The sequence below is a fragment of the Pseudoalteromonas sp. bablab_jr011 genome (assembly GCF_016464045.1).
Lineage (GTDB): Bacteria > Pseudomonadota > Gammaproteobacteria > Enterobacterales > Alteromonadaceae > Pseudoalteromonas > Pseudoalteromonas lipolytica.
This window is the reverse complement of the sequence record NZ_JACDWU010000192.1, coordinates 20,526-43,727: the sequence shown is the minus strand read 5'-3', so window position 1 is coordinate 43,727 and position 23,202 is coordinate 20,526. Positions and strand designations below refer to the sequence as shown.

Annotated in this window: 22 protein-coding genes; 6 read left to right on the top strand and 16 right to left on the bottom strand. The window is 41.6% G+C overall.

Annotated elements, in window-relative coordinates; all coding sequences use genetic code 11:
• Window positions 1-23: 23 nt before the first annotated feature.
• Both JIG41_RS11385 and JIG41_RS11380 read left to right on the top strand, forming a co-directional pair.
• Window positions 24-1,292 (top strand): HlyC/CorC family transporter, encoded by a 1,269-nt coding sequence (locus JIG41_RS11385; protein WP_141687232.1) that lies wholly within the window; start codon window positions 24-26, stop codon window positions 1,290-1,292.
• A gap of 151 nt (window positions 1,293-1,443) precedes the next feature.
• Window positions 1,444-2,283 (top strand): mechanosensitive ion channel family protein, encoded by an 840-nt coding sequence (locus JIG41_RS11380; protein ID WP_065978556.1) that lies wholly within the window; start codon window positions 1,444-1,446, stop codon window positions 2,281-2,283.
• Between the two features lie 113 nt (window positions 2,284-2,396).
• Here the strand turns inward: JIG41_RS11380 and JIG41_RS11375 are convergent, their stop codons facing one another.
• Both JIG41_RS11375 and gshA read right to left on the bottom strand, forming a co-directional pair.
• Window positions 2,397-3,005 (bottom strand): transglycosylase SLT domain-containing protein, encoded by a 609-nt coding sequence (locus JIG41_RS11375; RefSeq protein ID WP_036967095.1) that lies wholly within the window; start codon window positions 3,003-3,005, stop codon window positions 2,397-2,399.
• A 136-nt stretch (window positions 3,006-3,141) separates the two neighbouring features.
• A complete protein-coding gene (gshA, locus tag JIG41_RS11370) occupies window positions 3,142-4,716 on the bottom strand; it encodes a glutamate--cysteine ligase (protein ID WP_199524758.1) in 1,575 nt (524 codons plus the stop codon).
• Window positions 4,717-5,106: 390 nt separating this feature from the next.
• Between gshA and JIG41_RS11365 the strand changes: the two genes are divergently transcribed.
• Complete coding sequence (locus JIG41_RS11365; protein WP_199524757.1) at window positions 5,107-6,654, top strand: PAS domain-containing methyl-accepting chemotaxis protein; 1,548 nt, start codon at window positions 5,107-5,109, stop codon at window positions 6,652-6,654.
• An 85-nt stretch (window positions 6,655-6,739) separates the two neighbouring features.
• Here the strand turns inward: JIG41_RS11365 and clpB are convergent, their stop codons facing one another.
• The 3 genes from clpB to rluD form a co-directional block, all read right to left on the bottom strand.
• Window positions 6,740-9,316 carry an ATP-dependent chaperone ClpB gene (gene clpB, locus JIG41_RS11360; protein ID WP_036967086.1) on the bottom strand — a complete coding sequence of 859 codons (2,577 nt, stop codon included), beginning with the start codon at window positions 9,314-9,316 and terminating at the stop codon, window positions 6,740-6,742.
• A 98-nt stretch (window positions 9,317-9,414) separates the two neighbouring features.
• The gene (gene pgeF / locus JIG41_RS11355) at window positions 9,415-10,137 is read right to left on the bottom strand and encodes a peptidoglycan editing factor PgeF (RefSeq protein WP_199524756.1); all 723 of its coding nucleotides are present in this window, start codon (window positions 10,135-10,137) and stop codon (window positions 9,415-9,417) included.
• Between the two features lie 5 nt (window positions 10,138-10,142).
• The gene (gene rluD, locus JIG41_RS11350; protein ID WP_199524755.1) at window positions 10,143-11,120 is read right to left on the bottom strand and encodes a 23S rRNA pseudouridine(1911/1915/1917) synthase RluD; all 978 of its coding nucleotides are present in this window, start codon (window positions 11,118-11,120) and stop codon (window positions 10,143-10,145) included.
• A gap of 133 nt (window positions 11,121-11,253) precedes the next feature.
• On the opposite strand from rluD, the gene JIG41_RS11345 reads away from it, so the two are divergent.
• Window positions 11,254-12,015 carry an outer membrane protein assembly factor BamD gene (locus JIG41_RS11345; protein WP_036967077.1) on the top strand — a complete coding sequence of 254 codons (762 nt, stop codon included), beginning with the start codon at window positions 11,254-11,256 and terminating at the stop codon, window positions 12,013-12,015.
• Between the two features lie 74 nt (window positions 12,016-12,089).
• Here JIG41_RS11345 and glnB read toward each other — a convergent pair whose 3' ends face one another.
• Window positions 12,090-12,428 (bottom strand): nitrogen regulatory protein P-II, encoded by a 339-nt coding sequence (gene glnB / locus JIG41_RS11340; RefSeq protein ID WP_036967074.1) that lies wholly within the window; start codon window positions 12,426-12,428, stop codon window positions 12,090-12,092.
• Window positions 12,429-12,565: 137 nt separating this feature from the next.
• Here glnB and JIG41_RS11335 point away from each other — a divergent pair, with 137 nt between their 5' ends.
• Together JIG41_RS11335 and JIG41_RS11330 are read left to right on the top strand one after the other, a co-directional pair.
• Window positions 12,566-13,111 (top strand): GspH/FimT family pseudopilin, encoded by a 546-nt coding sequence (locus JIG41_RS11335; RefSeq protein ID WP_199524754.1) that lies wholly within the window; start codon window positions 12,566-12,568, stop codon window positions 13,109-13,111.
• Window positions 13,112-13,182: 71 nt separating this feature from the next.
• Window positions 13,183-13,716 (top strand): GspH/FimT family pseudopilin, encoded by a 534-nt coding sequence (locus JIG41_RS11330; RefSeq protein WP_199524766.1) that lies wholly within the window; start codon window positions 13,183-13,185, stop codon window positions 13,714-13,716.
• 23 nt (window positions 13,717-13,739) lie between these two features.
• Here the strand turns inward: JIG41_RS11330 and JIG41_RS11325 are convergent, their stop codons facing one another.
• From JIG41_RS11325 to lspA, 10 genes are all read right to left on the bottom strand, one after another.
• Window positions 13,740-14,162 carry a type IV pilin protein gene (locus JIG41_RS11325; protein ID WP_180310979.1) on the bottom strand — a complete coding sequence of 141 codons (423 nt, stop codon included), beginning with the start codon at window positions 14,160-14,162 and terminating at the stop codon, window positions 13,740-13,742.
• Window positions 14,146-17,370: a pilus assembly protein gene (locus tag JIG41_RS11320; RefSeq protein ID WP_199524765.1), complete on the bottom strand. Its 3,225-nt coding sequence runs from the start codon at window positions 17,368-17,370 to the stop codon at window positions 14,146-14,148. The genes JIG41_RS11325 and JIG41_RS11320 overlap by 17 nt, the downstream gene beginning before the upstream one ends.
• A gap of 12 nt (window positions 17,371-17,382) precedes the next feature.
• A complete protein-coding gene (locus JIG41_RS11315; RefSeq protein WP_036967062.1) occupies window positions 17,383-17,865 on the bottom strand; it encodes a type IV fimbrial biogenesis protein PilX in 483 nt (160 codons plus the stop codon).
• Window positions 17,853-18,842, bottom strand: coding sequence for a PilW family protein (locus JIG41_RS11310; RefSeq protein WP_199524753.1), 990 nt, complete (start codon window positions 18,840-18,842; stop codon window positions 17,853-17,855). The genes JIG41_RS11315 and JIG41_RS11310 overlap by 13 nt, the downstream gene beginning before the upstream one ends.
• 1 nt (window position 18,843) lies before the next feature.
• The gene (gene pilV / locus JIG41_RS11305; protein WP_075593731.1) at window positions 18,844-19,398 is read right to left on the bottom strand and encodes a type IV pilus modification protein PilV; all 555 of its coding nucleotides are present in this window, start codon (window positions 19,396-19,398) and stop codon (window positions 18,844-18,846) included.
• Window positions 19,399-19,556: 158 nt separating this feature from the next.
• Complete coding sequence (locus tag JIG41_RS11300; RefSeq protein ID WP_206770761.1) at window positions 19,557-20,267, bottom strand: LytTR family DNA-binding domain-containing protein; 711 nt, start codon at window positions 20,265-20,267, stop codon at window positions 19,557-19,559.
• Window positions 20,264-21,292 carry a sensor histidine kinase gene (locus tag JIG41_RS11295; RefSeq protein ID WP_199524752.1) on the bottom strand — a complete coding sequence of 343 codons (1,029 nt, stop codon included), beginning with the start codon at window positions 21,290-21,292 and terminating at the stop codon, window positions 20,264-20,266. Before JIG41_RS11295 ends, JIG41_RS11300 begins: the two co-directional genes overlap by 4 nt.
• Window positions 21,293-21,330: 38 nt before the next feature.
• Window positions 21,331-22,260 carry a 4-hydroxy-3-methylbut-2-enyl diphosphate reductase gene (gene ispH, locus JIG41_RS11290; RefSeq protein ID WP_036967044.1) on the bottom strand — a complete coding sequence of 310 codons (930 nt, stop codon included), beginning with the start codon at window positions 22,258-22,260 and terminating at the stop codon, window positions 21,331-21,333.
• Window positions 22,260-22,700, bottom strand: a complete 441-nt coding sequence (gene fkpB, locus JIG41_RS11285) for an FKBP-type peptidyl-prolyl cis-trans isomerase (RefSeq protein WP_036967041.1) — start codon at window positions 22,698-22,700, stop codon at window positions 22,260-22,262. Before fkpB ends, ispH begins: the two co-directional genes overlap by 1 nt.
• Window positions 22,697-23,197 (bottom strand): signal peptidase II, encoded by a 501-nt coding sequence (gene lspA / locus JIG41_RS11280; RefSeq protein ID WP_036967038.1) that lies wholly within the window; start codon window positions 23,195-23,197, stop codon window positions 22,697-22,699. The genes fkpB and lspA overlap by 4 nt, the downstream gene beginning before the upstream one ends.
• Between the last annotated feature and the right edge of the window lie 5 nt (window positions 23,198-23,202).

The following is a 23,202-nucleotide window of genomic DNA, read 5'->3' as shown; positions in this document are numbered from 1 at the left end:
GTTTATAAAAAAAGGATCCATCGTTGGACGACATATCGACTAGTACCCTGTTTATCGTATTGGGATTATTGATACTTATTTCTGCTTATTTTTCGGGTTCTGAAACCGGAATTATGTCAATTAACCGTATTCGTTTACGCCATCTTGCGAAAGAAAACCATCGCGCAGCGAAACGCGTCAGTAAACTCTTAAGTCGCCCAGACAGACTTATTGGTCTGATCTTGATTGGTAACAACCTAGTTAATATCGCTGCAGCACAGGTTGCGACGATTATTGGTATTCGCTTATACGGTGACGTTGGCTTGGCTATTGCGACAGGTGCTCTGACTTTAGTGGTGTTAATTTTTGCTGAAGTTACACCAAAAACGCTCGCGGCTCTCTACCCTGAAAAAGTCGCGTTTCCTAGCTCTATCGTGCTTAAAGGCTTGCTTAAAATACTCTTCCCGTTCGTTGTAATGGTAAACTGGCTGACCAATGGTATGTTACGTTTATTTGGTATTACGACCGCGCAAATCGAAGAGCACAGCTTAAGTAAAGAAGAATTAAAAACCGTGGTTAATGAATCGGGTGCCTTATTGCCTGCACGTCACCAAAGCATGCTGACGTCTATCTTAGATTTAGAGCAAGTGACCGTCGAAGACATCATGATCCCACGCAACGAAATTGTTGCCATTGATATTAATGACGATTGGAAACTAATCAGTCGCCAACTAACACACGCACAGCATACTCGCGTATTACTTTATCGCGACCAAATTGATGATGCGGTTGGTTTTATTCACTCACGTGATGCACTTCGTCTATTGACGAAAGAGCAGTTTGATAAACCATCATTACTGCGTGCGGTCCGCGAGATTTACTTTATCCCTGAAGGTACCTCGCTGAACACACAGCTTTTGAAATTCCAACAATCAAAAGAACGAATTGGTTTAGTGGTTGATGAATACGGTGATATTCAAGGCCTTGTAACTCTTGAAGACATTCTTGAAGAAGTGGTAGGTGATTTCACCACAACGCAAACACGTACTCCAAGTGAAGAAGTGACAACTCAAGATGATGGCACAGTGCTTGTTGATGGTGGTGCAAACATCCGTGATCTAAATAAAGAGATGGGGTGGGAATTACCTATCGATGGCCCTAAAACCTTGAGTGGCTTAATTGTTGAATACCTTGAAGATATCCCAGATTCGAATTTAAGCCTACGAATAGCAGGCTACCCAATAGAAGTATTGGAAGTGAAAGAGAATATGGTAAAACTGGTGAAAGTTATTCCCAGTAAACGAACTGAATAACAGATAAGGAGTAGCTTGCTACTCCTTTTTTTATAGCTTATTTCATAATTCTACCCCGAAGTTTCCTATTTCATACCTATAAACACACATTAAGCTGCTAATTCGTCTACTATGGCTTGCATATTTTAACGTCTCGTTACATGGAGCAAAAATGGACGAAATATCGATCGAAAAAGTATATAACCAAGCAATTGAGCTACTCATGACGTATGGACCAAAGTTTATTTTAGCGATTTTGGTGCTTGTTATTGGTTGGTGGCTAATTGGCAGAATTGCCAAGATGACCGAAAAATCAATGTATAAAGTAAAGTTTGAAGCAGGCCTGACACACTTTCTAGTGTCGTTTATTTCTGTCATTCTGAAGATACTATTACTTATTTCTGTCGCCTCAATGATTGGCATAGAAACCACCTCATTCATCGCAATGCTCGGTGCTGCAGGTTTAGCTGTGGGTATGGCATTGCAAGGCAGTCTGGCTAATTTTGCAGGTGGTGTGCTGATCTTATTCTTTAAACCTTTTAAAGTGGGCGATGTTATTGAAGCACAAGGTTACATGGGGAAAGTCGTTGAAATTCAGATTTTCGTCACTATTTTGCTTACCTACGATAATGAAAAAATAATCATCCCGAATGGGGCCCTGTCAAACGGCTGCGTGAAGAATAAGTTTGCGGAAGCCACTCGCCGTGTCGACATTGAATTTGGTATTAGCTATGGCGATGACGTTCATAAAGCCCGTGAAGTACTTCTGAGTGTCCTTAATGACTACGAATTAGTGCTTAAAGACCAAGAAGCGAAGAAACCTGTTGTGCATGTTAGTCAACATGGTGACAGCCACATTGGTATGCTCGTTTGGGCATGGGTTGATTCTGATAACTATTGGCCTGTGTATTTTGGCCTCTATGAAAAAGTGAAAATTGCTTTCGATGCAGCAGATATCACTATCCCATTCCCGCAGCGCGATGTGCATATTCACCAGTTTCCTGGCAAGTAATCACATGCACAAGTGTACCTAACAGTAACAGAATGGGTACTCTTTAATGTTATAGTGCAATTGAATGCAATAAAAAAGCCCGTAGTTACGGGCTTTTTTATCTTTGTACGTGTTTAGCCAAATAAGCGCTCAAACCAGTTTTTATCAAGCTCATCTTCACACTGTTTAAGCTGAGCACCATACCGGCTCGCACGGTGTTTTACTTTATTAGCTACACTCATTAACCACTTTTTGCTTTTGTAGGTACCGCGCTTATACCCGCCCCACCCTTCATGGTAATTTAGGTATTGTGCGTAAGCATCCCACTTTGATACACCATTCACTTTATGTGTTTTATAAACAAACCAAGCCATAAAATCGATGGCATCATCAAAGTCATCTCTGTCAGCGCCACTGTTGCCGGTTTCACGAATATAGTCTGACCACGTAGGTGTTTTTGCTTGCGAGTAACCATAGGCAGAGCTTGCTCGGCCGATAGGAATGATCCATAAAAAGTATTCCATCGGTGGAGCGGCATCATGACGGAATGAACTTTCTTGATACATCATGCTCATCAGCACATGTTTTGGCGAGCCCCACTTTTCTTGTGCATCACGTGCATCATAATACCAATCAGGTTTTTCTTCGAAAATCTTACAAATATCATGCGGTTGCTCTGGTGGAGCCGTGGCACAACCCGCCATAGAAGCGACCAGCGATAAAATAATTAAATTTTTTTTCATTTTTTTTAATATCTCGCTGAACTTTTTCTTATTGAGTCAGTCTGACTTTATGAATGCAGCAGTATAGCATTGTTTCATCCCTGAAGAATCTTTGACGCAGCCAACCTAGGCTGCGTTTTTTTATGCCTAAAAGCCGCTAAGCTTTAGCAAAGTAATCATTTAAAAAGGCCGTAAAAGATAGCGTATCTGCTGCTTTTACTTCACGCTCTTTTGCAATCGAATTGACGGCTTGTTCCCTTAAAAAAGCCGGATCGTAATACTGATAATCCGCGGCTAAATGATTTTCTTTATATTGCTGTGCAAGTGCTAAAGCAAACTGGCCGTTATCTTGGTTTTCTTTTGCAAGTGTTGCAACATAACGCCCTGAAAACGTTTTACTTGACTCAGTTACCCAACTCGACAGCTCATGAATTGTTTCGCTGTAGTAACTTACGCCATACGCACTGTCCATATAACGCGCAACAGGGATTAGACTCTCAAAAATAGTCGATGCCCAATCAACCAAGCTAACTGCTTCACCTTGTTTTGTTAATTGTAATTCAGGGTTGCGCCCTTCATTAACTACCGCATCAAGGTTCTGTGTGCTTAACTGTTGCTCTTGCCAATCCATTGTTGGAGATTCGCTTAAAAGACAATACGTTAAAAAGACATCGAGGAAACGGATTTGCTGTAAATCGATCCCTGTTTCACTGAATGGATTTACATCAAGTGCACGCACTTCTATGTACTCAATGCCCCCTCGTAATAGGGCATCTGTCGGTGTTTCGCCTGATGTAGCATTACGTTTTGGTCGAATTGGCGAGTAAAACTCATTTTCTATCTGTAAGATATTTTTATTAAGCTGCTTTGGTTCAGCACGGGTATAGTCGTCAATATGACCGTAAATATCTGAAGGCGTATGAATGGCAGCTTTCAAACCTGCTACGTATTCCTCAAGCGAGTTATACATCACTCGCAACGATGATTGAGCGCTGTTTGTGTAACCTAAATTACCTAATCGCAGTGCGGTGCCAACCTCAAGGTACAATGTGCCTTTGCCCAACTTTTTAAATGGCAGATCAGTTTTTCGCCCTTGTAAAAATGAGCTACATAATGCAGGTGACGCACCAAATAAGTAACTTATTAACCAAAGCTCACGCTTAAAGTTTCGAATAAGCCCCAGATAACCATCTGAAATAAAGGTGCTAAGTGGTTGCTCACTGGCACTCAACGCGTGCAAGCTCTGCCATAACTCATCAGGAAAGGAGATATTAAAATGCACACCAGCAATAGCTTGCATCATGCTGCCATACCGATTCTTTAACCCTTCTCGGTACAATGTTTTCATGCGCCCTATGTTTGAGTCACCAAACTGAGCCAACACAATGTCATCTTGATTATCAATAAAGCATGGCATGCTGATAGGCCATAGCAGCTCATCATCCATCTGTGACAAGGTAAACTTTTGCAAATCTTTAAGCTGCGCTAATGTTTGCTCAGCCGATGTGCTAACAGGCGTAATGAATTCTAATAAAGACTCAGAAAAATCAGTGGTGATATGGTCATTGGTTAAAGCGCTTCCCACTCCTTGTGGATGACCCTGTTTTGAGATAACACCATTTGGTTTAATCCTTAATGCTTCTCGCTCGATGCCACGTTTAATCCCATTTATTGCGTGTGGAAAATGTGCTGTTAACGCTTCTAGCGTTTTATTTAAATTATGTTTTATCAAAAATGCTTCCTCGAGCCACGTGGCTTTAATCCTAAGTGTATGGGGGCAAAAAATAAATACTCAAGAGTAAATAGTTGTTTGATTTTATGCTCCGTCACTCATAGCTCATCTTGCCATTGTGAATACTATTATACAATTGGTTTGAGGGCACTTCATTGATGCTAAATTGCTTCATCACCCCCATCAGCAAGACCGATTATTTCTGACATTCATTTCATGCAATACAAAAGGGTTAGTTTAAGCATAATTTATCAGACAAGTTATTGTTTTAGATCAAGGGATGAATAAAATTTCTAAAACTTTAGCAGTAATCAGCTTGCCCCCTCTTCCCTTACATTTTTCTGAGATTATAATCCGCACACCGTAATAAAGTATATTTCAAGGACTCATATGCGTCGTGGGCAAGAAATCATTAATCAAGAAGTGACATACTCTGAACAACAGGAGCTTGTCTCGACAACCGATTTACGCGGGGTAATTACCTACGTAAACACTGAATTTTGTAACATAGCGGGCTATACCGAAGATGAGCTATTAGGTAAAAACCATAACATAGTGCGCCACCCAGATATGCCTAAAGCCGCATTTAAAGAAATGTGGGAAAAGCTTAAACAAGGCCACTCTTGGCGAGGCATGGTAAAAAACCGCTGTAAAGATGGACGTTATTATTGGGTTGATGCCTTTGTCACACCCATTTACGAACATGGACAATTAGTCGGCTATCAATCAGTGCGTACAAAACCCTCTGAACACTTGAAAACACGCGCTACGGCTTTGTATCAAAAGATTAATGATGGCAAATCAATCGCCTCGTTTCGCGAAAATGTGTCACTAAGACAAATAGTGTCTTTGATTATTATTCTTGCGGGGGTTATTGCACTTGGTTTTACCACATCGTTGATGATTGTATTAGCGACACTTGCCATTATTTTACTGCTTGCTGCGCTTAATTATGATGAGTTAATAGTGACTCCTTCAGCACTTAAATCACAGCGTGCAGAGTTTGATTCTGTGTCACGCTATGTGTATTGCGGTGCACACCCATTTAGTATTGCGCAATATAATCAGCAGATGCTATTTGCAAAATTACGAACAGTGCTGGGTCGCGTTAAAGACTCGACCTACTCCTTTAAGAATATCGCAACAAACTTAGATACGCAGTCATCGCTTACTGAGCAGGGTATAGCGGCACAAGGTCAGCGTTTAGGTGATATTGCGACTGCAATGACACAAATGAGCGCAACCATTGGTGAAATATCAGCAAATACGCACCATACAGCTGAAAAAGTAAATGATACATACCAAAGCTGTACAGATATCAAACTGCATATTGAAGACAATAGCGCGATGGTATCAGACCTTGCTAACCAAGTTGAACAAGCAGCAACAACCGCTAATTCATTAGCCAGTGAAGCCGATAAAATCGGCCAAGTGATGACTGAAATTGAAGGTATAGCTGAGCAAACAAACTTACTTGCCTTAAACGCCGCAATTGAAGCTGCCCGTGCAGGTGATCATGGTCGAGGTTTTGCTGTCGTTGCCGATGAAGTGCGTGCACTTTCTTCACGAACACAGAACGCCACTGCGCAAATTCATAGTTCAATTAAAGAAATTCAAGATACATTATTTAGTTGGTCTAAAGTAATGCAGTCAACTAAGCAACAAGCTGATAGTTGTGTTGAAACAACCACACATACTCAAGCTGAGCTTGCGAGTATATTCGCACAGATAAATGAAATATCTGGTTTGGCGACCGAAATCTCTACCGCAGCCGAAGAGCAACAAGTTGTCAGTGCAGATATACGCGAAAACGTTGAAAGTATTAAAGGACACAGCGAAGAGAACTTAAAGCTCAGCTATAACGTATCTAAAGATGCCGCAGGCCTCGTTGAGGGGTCGCGCAAAGTAAACGATATGCTATTAACGTTTAAAGTTTAGTGTTTCTTAAATAAGCGATTTATTTAAATTGTTTAATCAAACACAAAAGCCGCATCATTTGATGCGGCTTCTTTATTTGCCGATATTAACGGGTTGAAAAAACCAACCCGTTTTCATCTGCATCAATATGGATAATAGCACCAGGTAGGTATTCACCTCCAAGCAAGCGCTGCGCTAGCGGGTTTTCTATGGTGTGCTGAATTGCACGTTTTAACGGTCGTGCACCATAGACAGGATCAAAACCACTTTGTGCTATACGGTCAAGGGCAGCATCAGTTACCTCAAGAAGATAGCCTTTTTCGGTTAAGCGTTCACGCAGTTTACCTAACTGAATATCGGCAATTTCTTTAATATGATCATTCGCAAGTGGATGGAATACCACCGTTTCATCAATCCGGTTTATAAACTCGGGTCTAAATTGGCTTACCAACACGCCCATCACTTTCTCTTTTAGCGTTGCATAGTCGTTCGAACCAGCTTGCTCTTGGATGATGTCTGATCCTAAGTTTGAGGTCATAATGATCACCGTATTTTTAAAATCAACGGTACGACCCTGTCCATCAGTTAAACGGCCATCATCAAGCACTTGTAAAAGTATATTGAACACGTCGGGGTGCGCTTTTTCTACTTCATCAAGCAAAATAACAGAGTATGGACGACGACGAACAGCTTCTGTTAAATAGCCACCTTCTTCATATCCAACGTAACCCGGCGGTGCTCCCACTAAGCGTGCTACTGAGTGTTTCTCCATAAACTCAGACATATCAATACGCACCATGGCATCTTCAGTGTCAAACATAAAACTTGCAAGCGCTTTAGTAAGCTCTGTTTTACCTACCCCTGTTGGGCCTAAGAATAAAAAAGAACCTATTGGGCGGTTTGGATCAGCAAGCCCTGCACGTGACCGACGAATCGCATTCGCTACAGCAACCACAGCTTCATCTTGGCCAATGACTTTGTGATGAAGTTGATCTTCCATTTGCAGTAGTTTTTCTCGCTCGCCTTGCAGCATTTTAGAGACGGGTATACCTGTCCAGCGCGATAAAATTTCTGCAATTTCATCTTCACCAACTTGGTTTTTAAGTAAGCTCATTTCTTGCATTTCTGCTTGCGATGCAAGATCTAACTTGCGTTCAAGTTCAGGAATACGGCCATACTGTAATTCAGACATCCGTTGTAAATCACTTGCTCGGCGCGCGACTTCTAAGTCTAAACGAGCTTGTTCAAGCTCCGCTTTAATCACTTGTGTGCCTTGCAAAGAGGCTTTTTCGGCATTCCATACTTCATCAAGCTCACGATACTGCACTTCAAGTTCAGCTATTAGCTCTTGCATTTCAGTACGACGCTTTTGACTTGCTTCATCTTTTTCTTTGGCAAGTGCATTATCTTCGAGTTTTAACTGAATAATACGACGCTCAAGTTTATCAAGTGACTCTGGTTTAGAGTCAATTTGTAAACGAATTGACGAGCCCGCTTCATCAATCAAATCAATCGCTTTATCGGGTAACTGACGATCGCTAATGTAACGGTGCGATAGCTGCGCCGCTGCAACAATTGCCGGATCGGTAATATCAACAGAGTGATGTAGCTCGTAACGCTCTTTTAAACCACGAAGAATCGCGATGGTGTCTTCTACCGATGGCTCTGCTACGAATACCTTTTGAAAGCGACGTTCAAGTGCTGCATCTTTTTCAATGTATTGGCGATACTCGTCAAGCGTTGTGGCTCCCACACAGTGAAGCTCACCACGTGCAAGAGCGGGTTTTAACATGTTCCCTGCATCCATCGCACCATCAGTTTTACCTGCACCAACCATGGTATGAATTTCATCAATAAAGAGGATTACTTGGCCCTCTTCTTTGGCTAATTCATTTAAAACTGATTTTAAACGCTCTTCAAACTCACCACGGTACTTAGCACCCGCAACTAACGCCCCTAAATCAAGCGACAACACGCGTTTGCTCTTGAGCCCTTCGGGTACCTCACCATTAATAATACGTTGTGCTAAGCCTTCAGCAATGGCTGTTTTACCCACGCCTGGCTCACCAATTAACACGGGGTTGTTCTTCGTACGACGTTGTAAAACCTGAATGGTACGGCGTATTTCGTCATCGCGGCCAATCACAGGATCAAGCTTGCCTTGCTCGGCACGCTCAGTAAGGTCGATGGTGAATTTTTTTAATGCCTGACGGGTTTCTTCTGCATTCGGGTCATCCACTTTTTGACCGCCACGAATAGCCTCTATGGCCGCTTCAATTTTTGTTGAAGTAATATTGAGCGCTTTAAATATATCTCCTAGCGGGCCTTTATCATCGCACGCAGCAAGTACAAAAAGTTCACTCGATATATATTTATCTTTACGCTTTTGAGCATATTTATCACATAAGTTAATTAACGAAACCATATTATTCGATAGCTGTACGTCGCCACCAATGCCTTCTACTTTAAAAAGCTTTTCGATTTCTTGTGATAATTTTGTATTTAACTCGTCTGCACTCACGCCAGCTTGCGCAAGGAGTGCACGAACACTAGAGCCACTTTGCTGAAGTAATGAATACATTAAGTGCACGGGCTCAATAAATTGATGATCGCGCCCAAGTGCTAATGACTGCGCATCTGAAAGCGCAGATTGAAATTTACTTGTAAATCTATCTAAACGCATGAAGGTTTACCTATTAAAAAAACTAATTGCTTAATTAATGGGTATGATATGTAGTTTGTTCAAGTAAGAGATGAAAATTTAATCACTAAAAAGTGCAATTATTTGCGCCAGATCAAGCTTGCCATTCGCCCTGTTTGACCATCTCGTCGATACGAAAAAAATAATGATGACTGTGAGTAGGTGCAATACTCTGCGCCATAAATACCCACAACACCAAGCTGAGTGAGTTGCTGCTTGGCAAGTAAATAAATATCCGCTAAGTATTTTTCACCTTGGGCAGTAAACGCATGCTGATGAATCTGGTTTTGATCGCAAAAACAATCTTTAACATCCTGCCCGACTTCAAACTGCAAAGCCCCGATAGCAGGACCAAACCAGGCAATGATGTCAGCAGGCTCAGCCTTAAACTTACTCAGTGTATTGGCAAGAATTCCCTTCGCTAATCCGCGCCACCCACCATGAACCGCAGCAACTTCATTCCCTGACGTTGAACACAATAGCACGGGTAAACAATCGGCCGTCATGATGGCAAGCGGTTGCTGCTTTAGGCGAGTATAAAGTGCATCAGCGCTACTTACTGAATGAATATCAACGCGTTCATCAACCACCACCACATCCGCACTATGTACTTGATTTAACCACACAGCTGGGTTTGGCAATTGCCTCATTAAAGCAGTGCGATTTGCCTGCACAGCTTGCTCATCATCACCAACATGAAACCCTACATTAAAGCTATTAAACGGCGCCTTAGATACCCCGTTTTCACGAGTTGTACTGAGGGCCCCAATAGTGTCAGGGGCAGTCCATGTTGGCGTAATCATAGTGTTTAATACTCAAGATTTGGATTAGCTTTCGTATCAGCTCGCAATGCTTCTGTCATAGCGGCCATATCGTCTGGAATAGGTGCCTGCCATGTCATTAACTCACCTGTGATAGGGTGCGCAATTGACAATTTAACCGCATGCAATGCCTGACGTTTAAAGTCTCTCAGCATTTGAAATAGCTCTGGCGTTGCGCCTTTCGGTGGACGTGGGCGCCCGCCATATAACTGATCACCAACCAGTGGATGGTTTAAATACGCCATATGCACACGAATTTGGTGAGTACGGCCAGTTTCTAGGCGTAAACGTAAGCGTGTGTGTGCACGAAACTTTTCAGCAACACGGTAATGAGTCACCGCAGGTTTGCCCATTTCATGAACAGCCATGTGAGTACGTTTTGTTGCATGACGGCCAATTGGCTTTTCAATCATACCGCCTGCCGTCATAGTGCCATTACAAATTGCTTCATATTCACGTGTGAAGTTTTCACGCTTTTGCAGTGCAGACACTAAGTGCGTTTGCGCAGGAATTGTTTTTGCTACCACCATTAAACCTGTGGTGTCTTTATCAAGACGGTGCACGATACCTGCACGCGGCACGTTAATTATATCGGGGTAATGATGAAGCAAGGCATTCAATACTGTACCGTCTGGATTACCAGCCCCTGGGTGTACCACTAATCCCATCGGTTTATTGATTACTAATATATCATCGTCTTCATAAACGATGTTTAATTTGATATTTTGTGCCTCGTACTCACGCGGTGCTTCAATGGTTGTTTCAACACTGACCAGTTCACCACCGAGTAATTTTTCACGCGGGGTGTTTAATATTTCACCATTCACGGTGATTTTATCATCCAAAATCCACGTTTTTATACGTGAACGAGAATAATCAGGGAACAATTGCGCCAATACTTGGTCTAGACGTTTACCGCCAAGGTCAATTGGAACCTCGGCTTGGAGAGAAATTTGCTCTGACATTAGTAACTTTACCCAATTTACCAGTGCAAGCTTTGCTCGACTGGGTTAGAATCGCTTTAATTAGCATTGTATGTATAGTTTACTCGGTTTTCCTCACTTGGCCTAGCCGAAGACATCGAAGGTAATAAATAAAATGATAAATAAAATAGGGAAACGTGCGTTCGCCATTGTTTTTTCAGTTTCATTACTTGGCCTAGGAGCCTGTTCATCTGCTCCTGATCAAGAAGATATTCAACGCGTTCCGAATAAATCTGCACAAGCTTTATATGAAGATGCGAAACAAACGTTAGATTCGGGCCTTTATGCACGAGCTATTGAGTTATTAAGCGCTATTGATTCACGCTATCCATTTGGTCCACTATCAAAACAAGTACAAATGGATCTCGTGTATGCACATTATCAAGCAGGCAATACTGAACAAGCTCTCGCAACAATTGACCGTTTCATTCGTTTAAACCCAAATCACAAAGATTTAGATTACATGTACTACATGCGTGGCTTGGTTAATATCAAAGCAGACAAAAACGCATTCCAAGAATACTTTGGTGTAGACCGTGCGGATAGAGATGCAAATCGCACTCGGGTTGCATTTACCGATTTATCAACCTTACTGAAACGTTTCCCAAATAGCGTTTATGCGCCAGAAGCGAAAAAACGTTTAGTATGGTTACTTAACAAAATGGCGCGTTATGAACTAAAAGTAGCAGAGTACTATTACGAACGTGAAGCTTATCTTGCCGCTGCAAACCGAGGTAAATATGTCGTTGAACACTACTCGCAAAGCAGTTACCTGGATCAAGCATTAGAGATCATGGAGAAAAGCTACGAGAAGCTAGGTTTACCTGAGCTAAGTGCGCATGCTAAAGAAACGCGCGAAGCAAATAAGCGTAAATAGCCTAAGCGCTGAATAAGCATTAAAAAGGCGCCAAATTTGGCGCCTTTTTTACAGTGTGTGTGACTGCTATTTCGTTAAATTGCGTCTTCATCTTCTTCTGCGGTACGAATACGCACAACACGCTCAACATCTGTGACAAATATTTTACCATCACCAATTTTGCCCGTTTGTGACGTTTTAACAATCACATCAATGGCTCTATCTACGTCTTCATCACTTAGTACAATATCTAGTTTTACCTTGGGTAAAAAATCAACCATGTATTCAGCACCGCGATAGAGTTCTGTGTGCCCCTTTTGACGGCCAAAACCTTTAACTTCACTAACCGTCATCCCCGTGATGCCTACCTCTGATAATGCTTCTCGAACATCATCAAGCTTGAATGGTTTAATAATTGCTTCGATTTTTTTCATTTTAAGGCTACTTATTATTTCTTGATTGCCTCGATTTTAGACAATACGGCTCTCTATAGCAAACAAAGCTATGAAATACGGTGATAAAATCAACAATCATGATATTATTAAATAAAGTATTAAAAGTAGAGACAACAATGAAATCATTACAAAAGGGCTTTACACTCCTCGAACTGATGGTCACCATTGCAATCGTGGGCATTGTGGCTGCCATAGCACTGTGGGATAGCTCTGATTTGCTAGAAAATGACCGCGCCGAAAGCTACTTACAAGAACTAAAACGCAGTATTAGCTTTGCACGGGCAAAAGCCACCAGTAGCGATGCAATTGTTGTAGTCTGTAGTGGAGCAACAGCTAATATTGAGAGTAATACAGCAATGAATTGCTCTAATGATTGGGACCAAGGCACGGTCTTTGTATTTTTTGACTCAGATCAGAATGGCAGTTATGACCCAGCTAATGGCGATACCACTTTGAGAGTCCTCCAAGAAATCCCTAAAACGAGTAAACTTAGTTTCAGTGGCAATAACGCACTTATTTTTGATACTAGTGGCATGATCACCTCTGATCCAGGCACCTTTACTTTTTGCCCTTCTGGCGCAAATGATAACAACAAAGCATTGCAGGTACTTAAATCTGGCACTGCTTTATACCTAGGTGATACAACAAATACCTGTGATTAAGCCCCATAATTTGACACCATTTCAGGTCCAACTATAGTTAATTAAACTGTCACAATTTGGAGTCTTCACGGATGAAGACCTTAAACACATTACACCATAGGAATGGTGCAACACTCATCGAAAGCTTAGTGGTGCTATCAATAGTCGCAATACTTATGAATATTGCGCTGTTTGAATATAAGCCTTATCTAGCTAAAAGTCGCCTAGAAAACCGCACTCACTTAGTTAAACGCGCATTAAGCGTAAGCCGCCATAACGCAAAAACCCACAGCACATACGTTACTTTTTGTGGGCTACAAGAAAATCAATGCAATCGAGAGCATTGGCACAAAGCACTCACCGTATTTATCGACAGGGGCGATATTGGAGTGCTTGATGAAGGTGATACTATTATTTGGGAACTTGAAGCAGTCGATAAACTTGATATGCTAACTTACCCCCGCCATTCAATCACATTTCGTTCAGATGGCACGCCTGTGGGATTTAATAATGGCACCTTTGTGTACTGTCCTGAATACAAAATAGCAAGCCTTAAAGGGCTTGCTATTTCAATAAGCTCTATTGGGCGTATTCGCCTAAAAGACACCAACAAATGCCAATCCTGATATTTCAATTATTCAATGAGGGATTACTTACCCCAGCAGGTGCTCGCACTCGCAGAGCCCGTTGAGGTTTTTAATCCTGTATCTGAAATAGTTAATGTTGCACATTCGCCATCTTGCAAAACGGGCCCTGCTGCGGGTGTGGCAGTAAACGCGAATGTACCGGCATCATTATCGACAACAACTGAAATTTTATAAAAATTATTCTCAGTTGTAGCACTGACCCCTAAGTTAGCCAAAGTTGTTGTATACTGCCTGTTATCGACAAAGAACTGCTCTTGCTTATTGGCAGCATCAAGTAATGCAGTAATAGCTTCTGTTCTGGCGGTGCGTTTAACATGCTCAAAGTAACTTGGTAACGCAATACTGGCTATAATGCCTAAAATTGCCACGGTAATCATCAGTTCGATTAAGGTAAACCCTTTTACTTTATTAGTTACTCTTGTCATTTACTTCTCGCTTATAAATATAGGTTTGCTGTGTTTTAAAACCAAAACCAATCGGAGTTGCATCATTAACCAGTTGTATTTTTCCATCTTTAACCGTTAAACCCGGACCTTGTATTTCTTTCACTTTAAAGGGGTTTTGCTCGCCTTTAAGACCTGGACCTATGGTTAAGAACTGACTCATCTCTTTAACTTTTTCGTCTGTATCCTTAATCTCATCTGGGTTATCAGCATCCGGGCTTCCATCACAAAAACCATTGTTATTACTATCAACACAGCTATCACCAACACCGAAATAAAGCTGAGGGGTATCAGGTACATCATTTGAGGTCGTAAATTTTAGACTATCATACACTTTTGTACCGTAGTGTAAGTGGAACGCATATAAACTCCCTGAGCCCCCTGTTAATGAACACTGATTCGCTGTTTCTGTTGAAGAAGCGGGTGCGTAACTGGTGAAATAAGCGACTCCTCCAATAACCGTGCTTGCTGCCAGTGATTTTTCACCAGCCGCTAGAAGGTTATAATACCAACCATGGTATTGACCTAATTCAACTTCTAAATCGGTAAATTTATCTACACTATCAAGTGCATTACCAAACGGGTCAGCATCCATATTCATTAAATTAGCCTGGGTGATCGCCGCTGGAATCTCATCGCTTTGGAATGAGCGTGTTACTGTATTGATATCGCGGATCATAAACAATTGATCACTCGTTGTGGTGCCCGTTGGTTTAGAGCGATTCCCACTACCTAGTAATACTGCATCAAAGGGGGTATCAATACGTGTTTTAACCGACTTACCATTTACGTCTGTTTCAGAGACCTTACTAAACATTGTTCTCGCAACCATCGGTTTATAAAAGAAACGACGATCTTGAGATGCAAGTGCACTGCCTAAACTCGCAAGTTTGAAGTGTGTCCAAGGACTTTCTGTGCTCGTTGGGCTATTTGAAGGCATATCAATTCGCCATACATCACCGCCGGTGTCGGATGCATATAATCGATCAGTGTAACCGTCATAATCAGAATCCAAAACACTAATATCAGAAGCAATACTGTGTTTACCTGCAAAGCTATTTTCACTCGACGTTAAAGCCCACACTTTTTTGCCGCTCTGTGCATCGACAATATAAATACCGCGCCCTTTTGTGTCTTCAGTACGCAGAACATTGTCTTTATTGGTGTCGTACCCTGCACCAAAAACAAGCAGTGGTCGATTTTCATACCCTTTTAAGTTAATGTATGTCACCGTAGGTTTAGACCATGATTGCGCAAGTTCTTTAAAGTCTCCCGTTCCACCAATAATCGGTCCCCCCCACATAAGTCGAGGTGAATCTGGGTTTGTAATATCCAGCCCATAATAATTATTGCCACCACGTCTTAAGCCAAAAAACGCCCAAACACGATCAGTGCCATTTACAACTCCATCACCATTTTTATCATCAAAGAACACAGAAATAGGTCCATCAACACCATAGACCTTTGATTTTTCTTGATTCTCTCGTAATGGTTTAATAATTTTGTATAAGCTACTGGGTATAAAAGCCCAGCTTTCTTTTAATACATCATTTTTATCTTGAAAAAAGTGTAGGTAACCTGCATTGGTGCCAATTAAAATGCGCACATCATCATTACCGTAATCAATTGTCACAGGTTTTGAGTGCAGAGGATCACCAAAAATATCTTGTCGTTGATCACTGGTACTGCCATCACCGTCTTCATCATCCACATCTATTCCTCGGCTCCACTTAATCGTTTTATCTAACTCGGTCGATAAGAGCCCAAGAGTCAACGAATTGACACTTGTTGCTGTAGTTAAATTAAACTTTAACGCTGCCGCTAAGTCGCCACCTAGTGCCGTAGAAACTGTCGACTTAGTAAAATCAACTAACCCAGCGCTCCCGGCATCGGTATAAATGGTCCGCGATGATAGGTTTGATAACATAAGATTTGCACCACCTTCCTGAACAATGTTCCCGTCTGGTGCTGTATTATCTGGTAACCAAAATGTCTTTGCCCCTTTAGCAATCAAACCATCAGCGTTTAATGCCGGCTTTCCATCCAAATCAACGATTTCATCGCCTGACACTTTCAACTTTTTAAGATTTCCACGCCACCGAGCACCGGTTTCTGGGTAAAACATTGCATAATAAATACCTTCACGACTGCGTGTTTGATCAACATTATTATTCGCAATAGAAGGTGAAGTAAAAGTATCATTTACTTCGCGTATGCGTGTTATCGTATTTTTTAAAGCTTTTGATAATTGTTCTGCAGTGTCAGCATGAAGATACTGACCACCGCCTAAATCAGCGGTTTCTGATAATAAGCGTTTACCATCCTTACTCATACCGCTACCAAAGCCAATCGTATACACCCGCCCTGTTTCATGAATATCAGATGTTGAAGGAAACAAATCCACTTTAACATCTTCAGTGCCATGAATAATCTGCGCAAGCTTGTGTAAATAAACACCCGCAATTTTATCAGAGCCGCTTAAATTGCTACCGAAATAAGATTTATAGAGATCACTGATGTCTCCATCTTGCTCATTATCTGAGCCTGAAGAGGGGTCACCATCTGTCATATAAATAACATTAACAGAGTTATCACAGCGTTTTGCTTCCTCTGTGGTATCAAATGGAGAGATATATGTATAACTGTATTTTGGTTTACGCTTTGACCCCCTTCTGACTTTTGTTTCTACTGACGTGTCTCGCCAAGCCTCATTAACTTTTTCTCCGTAATACAAACTTTGACCCGTAATGTATAAATAGGCTTCCCAAAGCGTCTCTGTTAAAGGGGTCCCCCCGTCAGCAGGTAGTACAGAAATGGCTGTCTTCAAGGATGAAGATGACGAGCCTATTCCAGCTAATACATAACCGCCATTTGTGCTATTAAAACGCATCAAACCGAAATCAATATCGTCATTGTTATCTACTAAGCTTGTAATCGCACTTTTTGCTACACCAAGACGACTGTCTGGGCACACAACATAGCCCGTGTAGCTGCTGTAGCCACAACTTTTACCCGTTGCAGTAGAAAATGCCATACTTCCAGAAGTGTCAAAAATAAGTAAAACACGCGGTTTTTCATTTGTTTTCACATTATAGTTAACGTATAGCTCTATGTCTTCAGCATACACTGCAGTAACCATACAGGTTACAAAACCAGTCAGTATACTGCGCACTAACGTTTTCATTTTCATCATGAGTCTCCGTTAACGGCCTGAATTACGGCCTACCATCTCTTGAGCAACACCCGTTGTGATTGTGAGTGTGTGATTACTTTTAGAGCCATAGGTAATTGATGTATCTATTTGCAACATGTTGCATGACACACCCGCTGTAAAATTAAACTTGCGTGGACAAGGAATATCACTCGGGCCGTTATTTAAATTAACCATCGAACTTGATGCATCGCCAATATTCCCTAAATCATGAACTCCGCCAGGTATTGCTGACGCTCTTTTAAAAAAGGCACTATTTGCCCCTGCAGCAGCTTGGTTGGCTATTACGCGCTGTACCGTGCCAATTAACTCATTTTCTGCAGCTTCACGTTCTTGTGCTGCATTGGTGATTTTAATGTCAATACTACTGCTACTCATGAGAGTAACTGCAATGCCTGTAACTGCGACAACCATAATAAGAGCAACAATTAACACAACGCCTTGTTGTCTTTTTGCTAACGTTATATACGCCATAAATTAGCTCCCACATTATTTAAGCGAATAGTCGTGGTAAACAATGCTCGACGGTAATTATCAGTAAAGGTTAGCTCTCTACTACTTTCATCTTCACCCAAGGTATACGTTTGATTTTGAATATTTAAATCGCCATCTGGGGTAAGCGCTCTGACTAATAGGAAAACTTGCACAGTTAAGATGCCATGACGGTTTTCCCAATCAGTATTCGTCATTTGGTTAATGCTTTTATACGTATCAACGCGGCTATTATTGGTTGTATCGAGACCAAATACAAAGTGCATGTCCTCAACCCCTTCCATTATCGTTTCTGCAACCATGCCTGAACCTGGTTTTAAACGTCTGCGCATTAAAACGGGCACAGTGACAGATTGGTTATTTATTGTGTAATTTTGCTCAGAAATGTAATAAACGTGATGACGATAACGCCACACAGTCGCGTTAACATTAAGTGAGGCACCATCAATTGGCCCTTGTACAAACTGAGCTCTTTCTTGTTCGGCAACAAAGTAATAACTGCCAGCACCTGTATCATCAGGTCGAATTTGCAAACCTTCAAGAAACTTTAACTGCAGAACATCTGTATTTTTTTTAGCGTTTTTTATGCAGCCTAATGCATCACCAGTCGCGGTTAACACTGCATACACCGAGCGAAAGTTACTCGTGGCTGTTTTAACCGGGAAACTACCATTGTTAAGCCCCTGAGAACAATCGGGAGTAGGATTAGCGGTTGACTCTGTATTTGCTGGCGAAAACGAGTCTTCATAAAATGTTCCCCAAAAGCCTATTTGCTCAATATCACGTTGCATAATATTAATCGCTAATCGGCCTGTTTCTTGTAACTCACCAATTGTCATGGTGTCACGCGTGGTCACTTTCATACTAATATAGGTGAACATAACGCCACCTAAAACAAGTCCGCCTATAAATAGCGCAACCATCATTTCAACTAACGTAAATCCTGCATGCTTTCTCATATCAAGACCTTAAGTAAATATAGCTTTCAAGCACAATTAAACGACGCTTATCATTGGCAGCACCACATTCAATTGCCGACGTACCTGCATTTGCTTTAATTGCTTGTCGACCTTGCCAACTGATCACCACGTTAATATTAAATTCACTTGCATTACCCGCTGCGACAGGCGTGCTCTTGATACACACCGTTGCATCATCTAAAGCCCCGGTATTTTCACGCGCTTGAATAGCCCGCACCCATTGCTGTTTATCAAGGGCTGCAAGTTGCTGAGCATTACACGCTGCGTTGTAGCATTGTAAATTGGTATTTAACGCAGTGTCACTTGTGAAAGTGCCATTATAGAGGGCTGTAAATCCTGTGGAATCGTTTGCTCGCATTCGTTGAATAATATCGTTTCCTAACGCCACCGCTGCAGCACGCTGCATTGAATCAAAACTAGCTTGCTTAGCTTTTGCCTGCAGCGCTACAGCGCCTAACAACCCAAAGCTTAAAATCACAAAAGCAATAAGTACTTCAACTAAGGTAAAGCCTTGAACATGTGAATGCCGTGTCATATTAAAATCAGCTCATAGATTTCCATACAATAAGCATAAAAGGACAATAATAAATAGCAATGAGGGTTTAGATGAACGGTCAAATTTATTGATAAGCGGTCCGAACATACCGACTAAAACAGCATCGAAAATTGGCACCGTAAAACTGTGTGGTAAAACTATTCACCCATCGCTTGTTTTACGGTTTTAAGTGCTCGACGGCTAATGGTGAGAGGTTCATCATAATGTCGCATTATCAAATGATGACCACTCGACACAGAGCAATGTAGGCTCTGTATATGCAGCTTATTAACCAAGGTATTACGATGAATACGCAATAATTGTTGTGAGTACGTACTTTCAAGCTGTTTCAAGCTATGCTCGATAATAGCTTCACCGCCAACAAAAATGAGTCGCGTATATTTTTGCTCTGCAACACAGCACACCACATCGTCGATATTGACTCGGCGCATAGCACCCGCTAACTGATAAGTGATATGTGAATGAACAGGCCTATTAACTTGTGTACGATTTAGTTTGCTAAGTTGCAGTAAGGTTTTTGTAAGTGCTTGCTCGGTTATAGGTTTTACTAAATAGCCATCTACCGCTAACTCAAATGCTTCTAGAGCATGTTCAGAATGGGCAGTTAAAAACACCACAGCCGGAGGTATAGCAAGCAGCTTTAATGCCTTTGCGACCTCTAAGCCGCTTAATTTTGGCATATTAATATCTAATAACACGATATCCGGTTGCAACTCTTTACACAGCGTTACCGCCTGCTCACCATTGTCTGCATCGCCAACAACATGGTAGTTAGGATGCATGGTTAATAAACGCCTAACACGTGCCCGAGCCAGCGGTTCATCGTCAACAATCAAAACATTGATCATGTAATTTCCTGCCTTGAAATAACGAGTTTAGCTCTAAACTCACTATCGCGATGTGTGGTGGTTAACTTGGCACGATAGTGATAAAAAAGCGCCAACCTTTGGCGAATGTTTTCAAGTGCCATGCCATTACCAGCGCGGCGCTGCTCTGCATTTTCAAGCACAGGATTAATAATAATAAACGTATAGCTTTTATCGGTTATATGCATCTCTATGGTAATTTTTGTGCTCTCAGAAGCCGGTTCAAGGCCATAATACACCGCATTCTCAATAATAGGCTGTATCGTTAGACACGGAATTTCAACGTCTGGGACGCACGCTGGCATCTGCCAGTTAACCGTTAATCGCTCGCCATAACGCCAACGCTCAAGTGCAATATATTGCTCACATAATATCAGCTCGTCTTGCAAAGAAATCGCTTTACCGCTTTTCATCGCAGCTTGGGACAACGCAGCTAAAGCCAAAATAGCTTGCTCGGCGGCTTCGGCATCATAATGCGTTAGCTCGGCAGCTGTGTTCAAGCTATTGAATAAAAAGTGTGGACGAATACGTGCTTGTAACGCATCTAACTCAGCATGCGCTAATGCTTTGGTTTGTAGCTCTTTTTGGTTTTGTATAACAACAAATTGACTAAATAATGCCGCCACTAAAAAGATTATGAGTACATTACTCGCGATAAAATAGCCCGCTGATTCAATATAATAAATATCTGCAAAGAGAGATAATACAGCCACACTGTAAAAACACGTTGATAGCAATAATGAAATAGTCAGGATAAGTAGTTGGAAATTATTAGAATAGCGTGCCAAGTATTTTCTAAAAATATACAGTGCAGCAACACTCGTCAGAAAGATTAAGTGCAAAAAGAAACTGAAAATGGCAAGACGAAGCCATACATCGCCTTCGGTTGCAGGGGCAAACGCTAGTAAAATAGCAATAACTTGACTTACCACGAGTGTAGCAAGCACACCTCGGGATTGAAAAAGAGCCGCAATCAACAAGCCGTTTTGATTTGGCTGTGTGCTCATGGGCTCTCCTAGTATCTGTTGTTAACTACTTGTTTAGATTAGCGTAGCTCAACAGGAACGGCAAATACTATATTCTCTTCTTCGCCAGGGTTTTCAACAACTTGGTTTCCACCCAATTCTTTTAGACGAGTAATTACTTGCTGCACTAACACTTCTGGTGCAGATGCGCCCGCAGTAACCCCTACGGCATTGACGTTGTTAAACCAATCAGCTTCAACGTTACTTGCATCATCAATTAAATACGCTTTAGTGCCCATTTTATCTGCAAGTTCACGTAAACGATTTGAGTTTGAGCTATTCTTAGCTCCCACAACCAGTAACACATCAACTTTATCTGCTAAGTCACGCACCGCATCTTGACGGTTTTGTGTCGCATAACATATATCATCTTTACGCGGACCATCAATTGCAGGAAACTTTGTACGTAAAGCATCAATAACATCGGCAGTGTCATCAACCGACAAGGTTGTTTGACTGCAATAAAATAAATTGTCAGGATTTTTAACCGTCAGATTTGCAACATCTTCCGGTGTTTCTACTAAGTAGATCCCCCCTGCTTCGTTATTATATTGCCCCATGGTGCCTTCTACTTCAGGGTGACCATGATGACCTATTAAAATGCACTCGATGCCTTTACGGCTCGCGCGCGTTACTTCCATATGTACTTTGGTAACTAGCGGACAGGTTGCATCGAAAACTTTTAATTCACGACGCTTAGCCTCACTGCGTACCGCTTGAGATACACCGTGAGCACTAAAAATAACAATGCTGTCATCAGGAACTTGATCAAGTTCTTCAACGAATACAGCACCGCGGTTTTTAAGACCGTCTACTACATAGCGGTTATGCACCACTTCGTGTCGCACATAAATAGGCTTTTCAAAGATATCTAGTGCTCGCTCAACGATACTGATTGCGCGGTCAACACCTGCACAAAAACCACGTGGGTTAGCTAATAAAATATCCATTACCCTGTTACCTCTAAAATATCGACTTCAAAGGTTAAACGCTGGCCAGCAAGTGGATGATTGAAATCAATCGTTACAGACTCACCTTGTACCTCACGGACAAGTCCTGGTAATTCAGTGCCATCAGGTTGAGTGAAGGCAATAATGTTCCCCACCTCAGCTGGAGTGTCAGCGCCAAACTTACTGCGGTCTACATAGTAAATATTATCTGGGTTTGGTTGCCCAAAGGCATCTTCAGGTTCAAGTTCAAATGACTTACTCTCGCCTGCGGCTAGGCCTAACAAACACTTTTCAAAGTTGGCGGTTAGACTACCATCGCCCATTCTTAATTTTGCCGGCTTATTGTGCACCTTCGTCGAATCAGCTGCTGAGCCATCTTCTAATTTAATTGAGAAATGAAAGATCACTTCAGACTTTTCACCAATTACTGCTTGGCTCATGCTTTTTGCTCCTTAGGACTTTCGCCTGTAAAGGCATCGTATAAAAGTAATGCTGCACCGATACAAATTGCACTGTCGGCAATATTGAACGCTGGGAAGTGCCAATTTTCATAATACACATGCAAAAAGTCTATTACATAACCATAGACAATACGATCGTATAAATTACCAATCGCACCCGCAAGTACAAGTGCATACGCAGAGCACAACACCTTATTACTGGCAGGTAAACGTTTTAACCACCATGTTAAAAGCACACTAATAACCACAGCAATTAAGCTTAAAAACCAGCGTTGCCAACCACCAGCATCACTTAAAAAGCTGAAGGCAGCACCATAGTTATGCACATAGGTAAAATTAAAGAATGGCAAAATTTCAATAGATTCTTTGTAGGTCATGGTATTTACAACAAGTGTTTTTGTCGCATGGTCTACTACTAAAAGTAGTAGACTCAGCCATAACCATACTAAGCCACTTTTTCCGGCTAGTTTGCTCACAAACA

Coding starts and splice junctions, on each gene's coding strand:
- JIG41_RS11380 (WP_065978556.1), top strand. CDS start 1,444: ATGGACGAAATATCGATCGAAAAAGTATATAACCAAGCAATTGAGCTA.
- JIG41_RS11375 (WP_036967095.1), bottom strand. CDS start 3,005: ATGAAAAAAAATTTAATTATTTTATCGCTGGTCGCTTCTATGGCGGGT.
- JIG41_RS11365 (WP_199524757.1), top strand. CDS start 5,107: ATGCGTCGTGGGCAAGAAATCATTAATCAAGAAGTGACATACTCTGAA.
- clpB (WP_036967086.1), bottom strand. CDS start 9,316: ATGCGTTTAGATAGATTTACAAGTAAATTTCAATCTGCGCTTTCAGAT.
- pgeF (WP_199524756.1), bottom strand. CDS start 10,137: ATGATTACGCCAACATGGACTGCCCCTGACACTATTGGGGCCCTCAGT.
- rluD (WP_199524755.1), bottom strand. CDS start 11,120: ATGTCAGAGCAAATTTCTCTCCAAGCCGAGGTTCCAATTGACCTTGGC.
- JIG41_RS11345 (WP_036967077.1), top strand. CDS start 11,254: ATGATAAATAAAATAGGGAAACGTGCGTTCGCCATTGTTTTTTCAGTT.
- glnB (WP_036967074.1), bottom strand. CDS start 12,428: ATGAAAAAAATCGAAGCAATTATTAAACCATTCAAGCTTGATGATGTT.
- JIG41_RS11335 (WP_199524754.1), top strand. CDS start 12,566: ATGAAATCATTACAAAAGGGCTTTACACTCCTCGAACTGATGGTCACC.
- JIG41_RS11330 (WP_199524766.1), top strand. CDS start 13,183: ATGAAGACCTTAAACACATTACACCATAGGAATGGTGCAACACTCATC.
- JIG41_RS11325 (WP_180310979.1), bottom strand. CDS start 14,162: ATGACAAGAGTAACTAATAAAGTAAAAGGGTTTACCTTAATCGAACTG.
- JIG41_RS11320 (WP_199524765.1), bottom strand. CDS start 17,370: ATGAAAATGAAAACGTTAGTGCGCAGTATACTGACTGGTTTTGTAACC.
- JIG41_RS11315 (WP_036967062.1), bottom strand. CDS start 17,865: ATGGCGTATATAACGTTAGCAAAAAGACAACAAGGCGTTGTGTTAATT.
- JIG41_RS11310 (WP_199524753.1), bottom strand. CDS start 18,842: ATGAGAAAGCATGCAGGATTTACGTTAGTTGAAATGATGGTTGCGCTA.
- pilV (WP_075593731.1), bottom strand. CDS start 19,398: ATGACACGGCATTCACATGTTCAAGGCTTTACCTTAGTTGAAGTACTT.
- JIG41_RS11300 (WP_206770761.1), bottom strand. CDS start 20,267: ATGATCAATGTTTTGATTGTTGACGATGAACCGCTGGCTCGGGCACGT.
- JIG41_RS11295 (WP_199524752.1), bottom strand. CDS start 21,292: ATGAGCACACAGCCAAATCAAAACGGCTTGTTGATTGCGGCTCTTTTT.
- ispH (WP_036967044.1), bottom strand. CDS start 22,260: ATGGATATTTTATTAGCTAACCCACGTGGTTTTTGTGCAGGTGTTGAC.
- fkpB (WP_036967041.1), bottom strand. CDS start 22,700: ATGAGCCAAGCAGTAATTGGTGAAAAGTCTGAAGTGATCTTTCATTTC.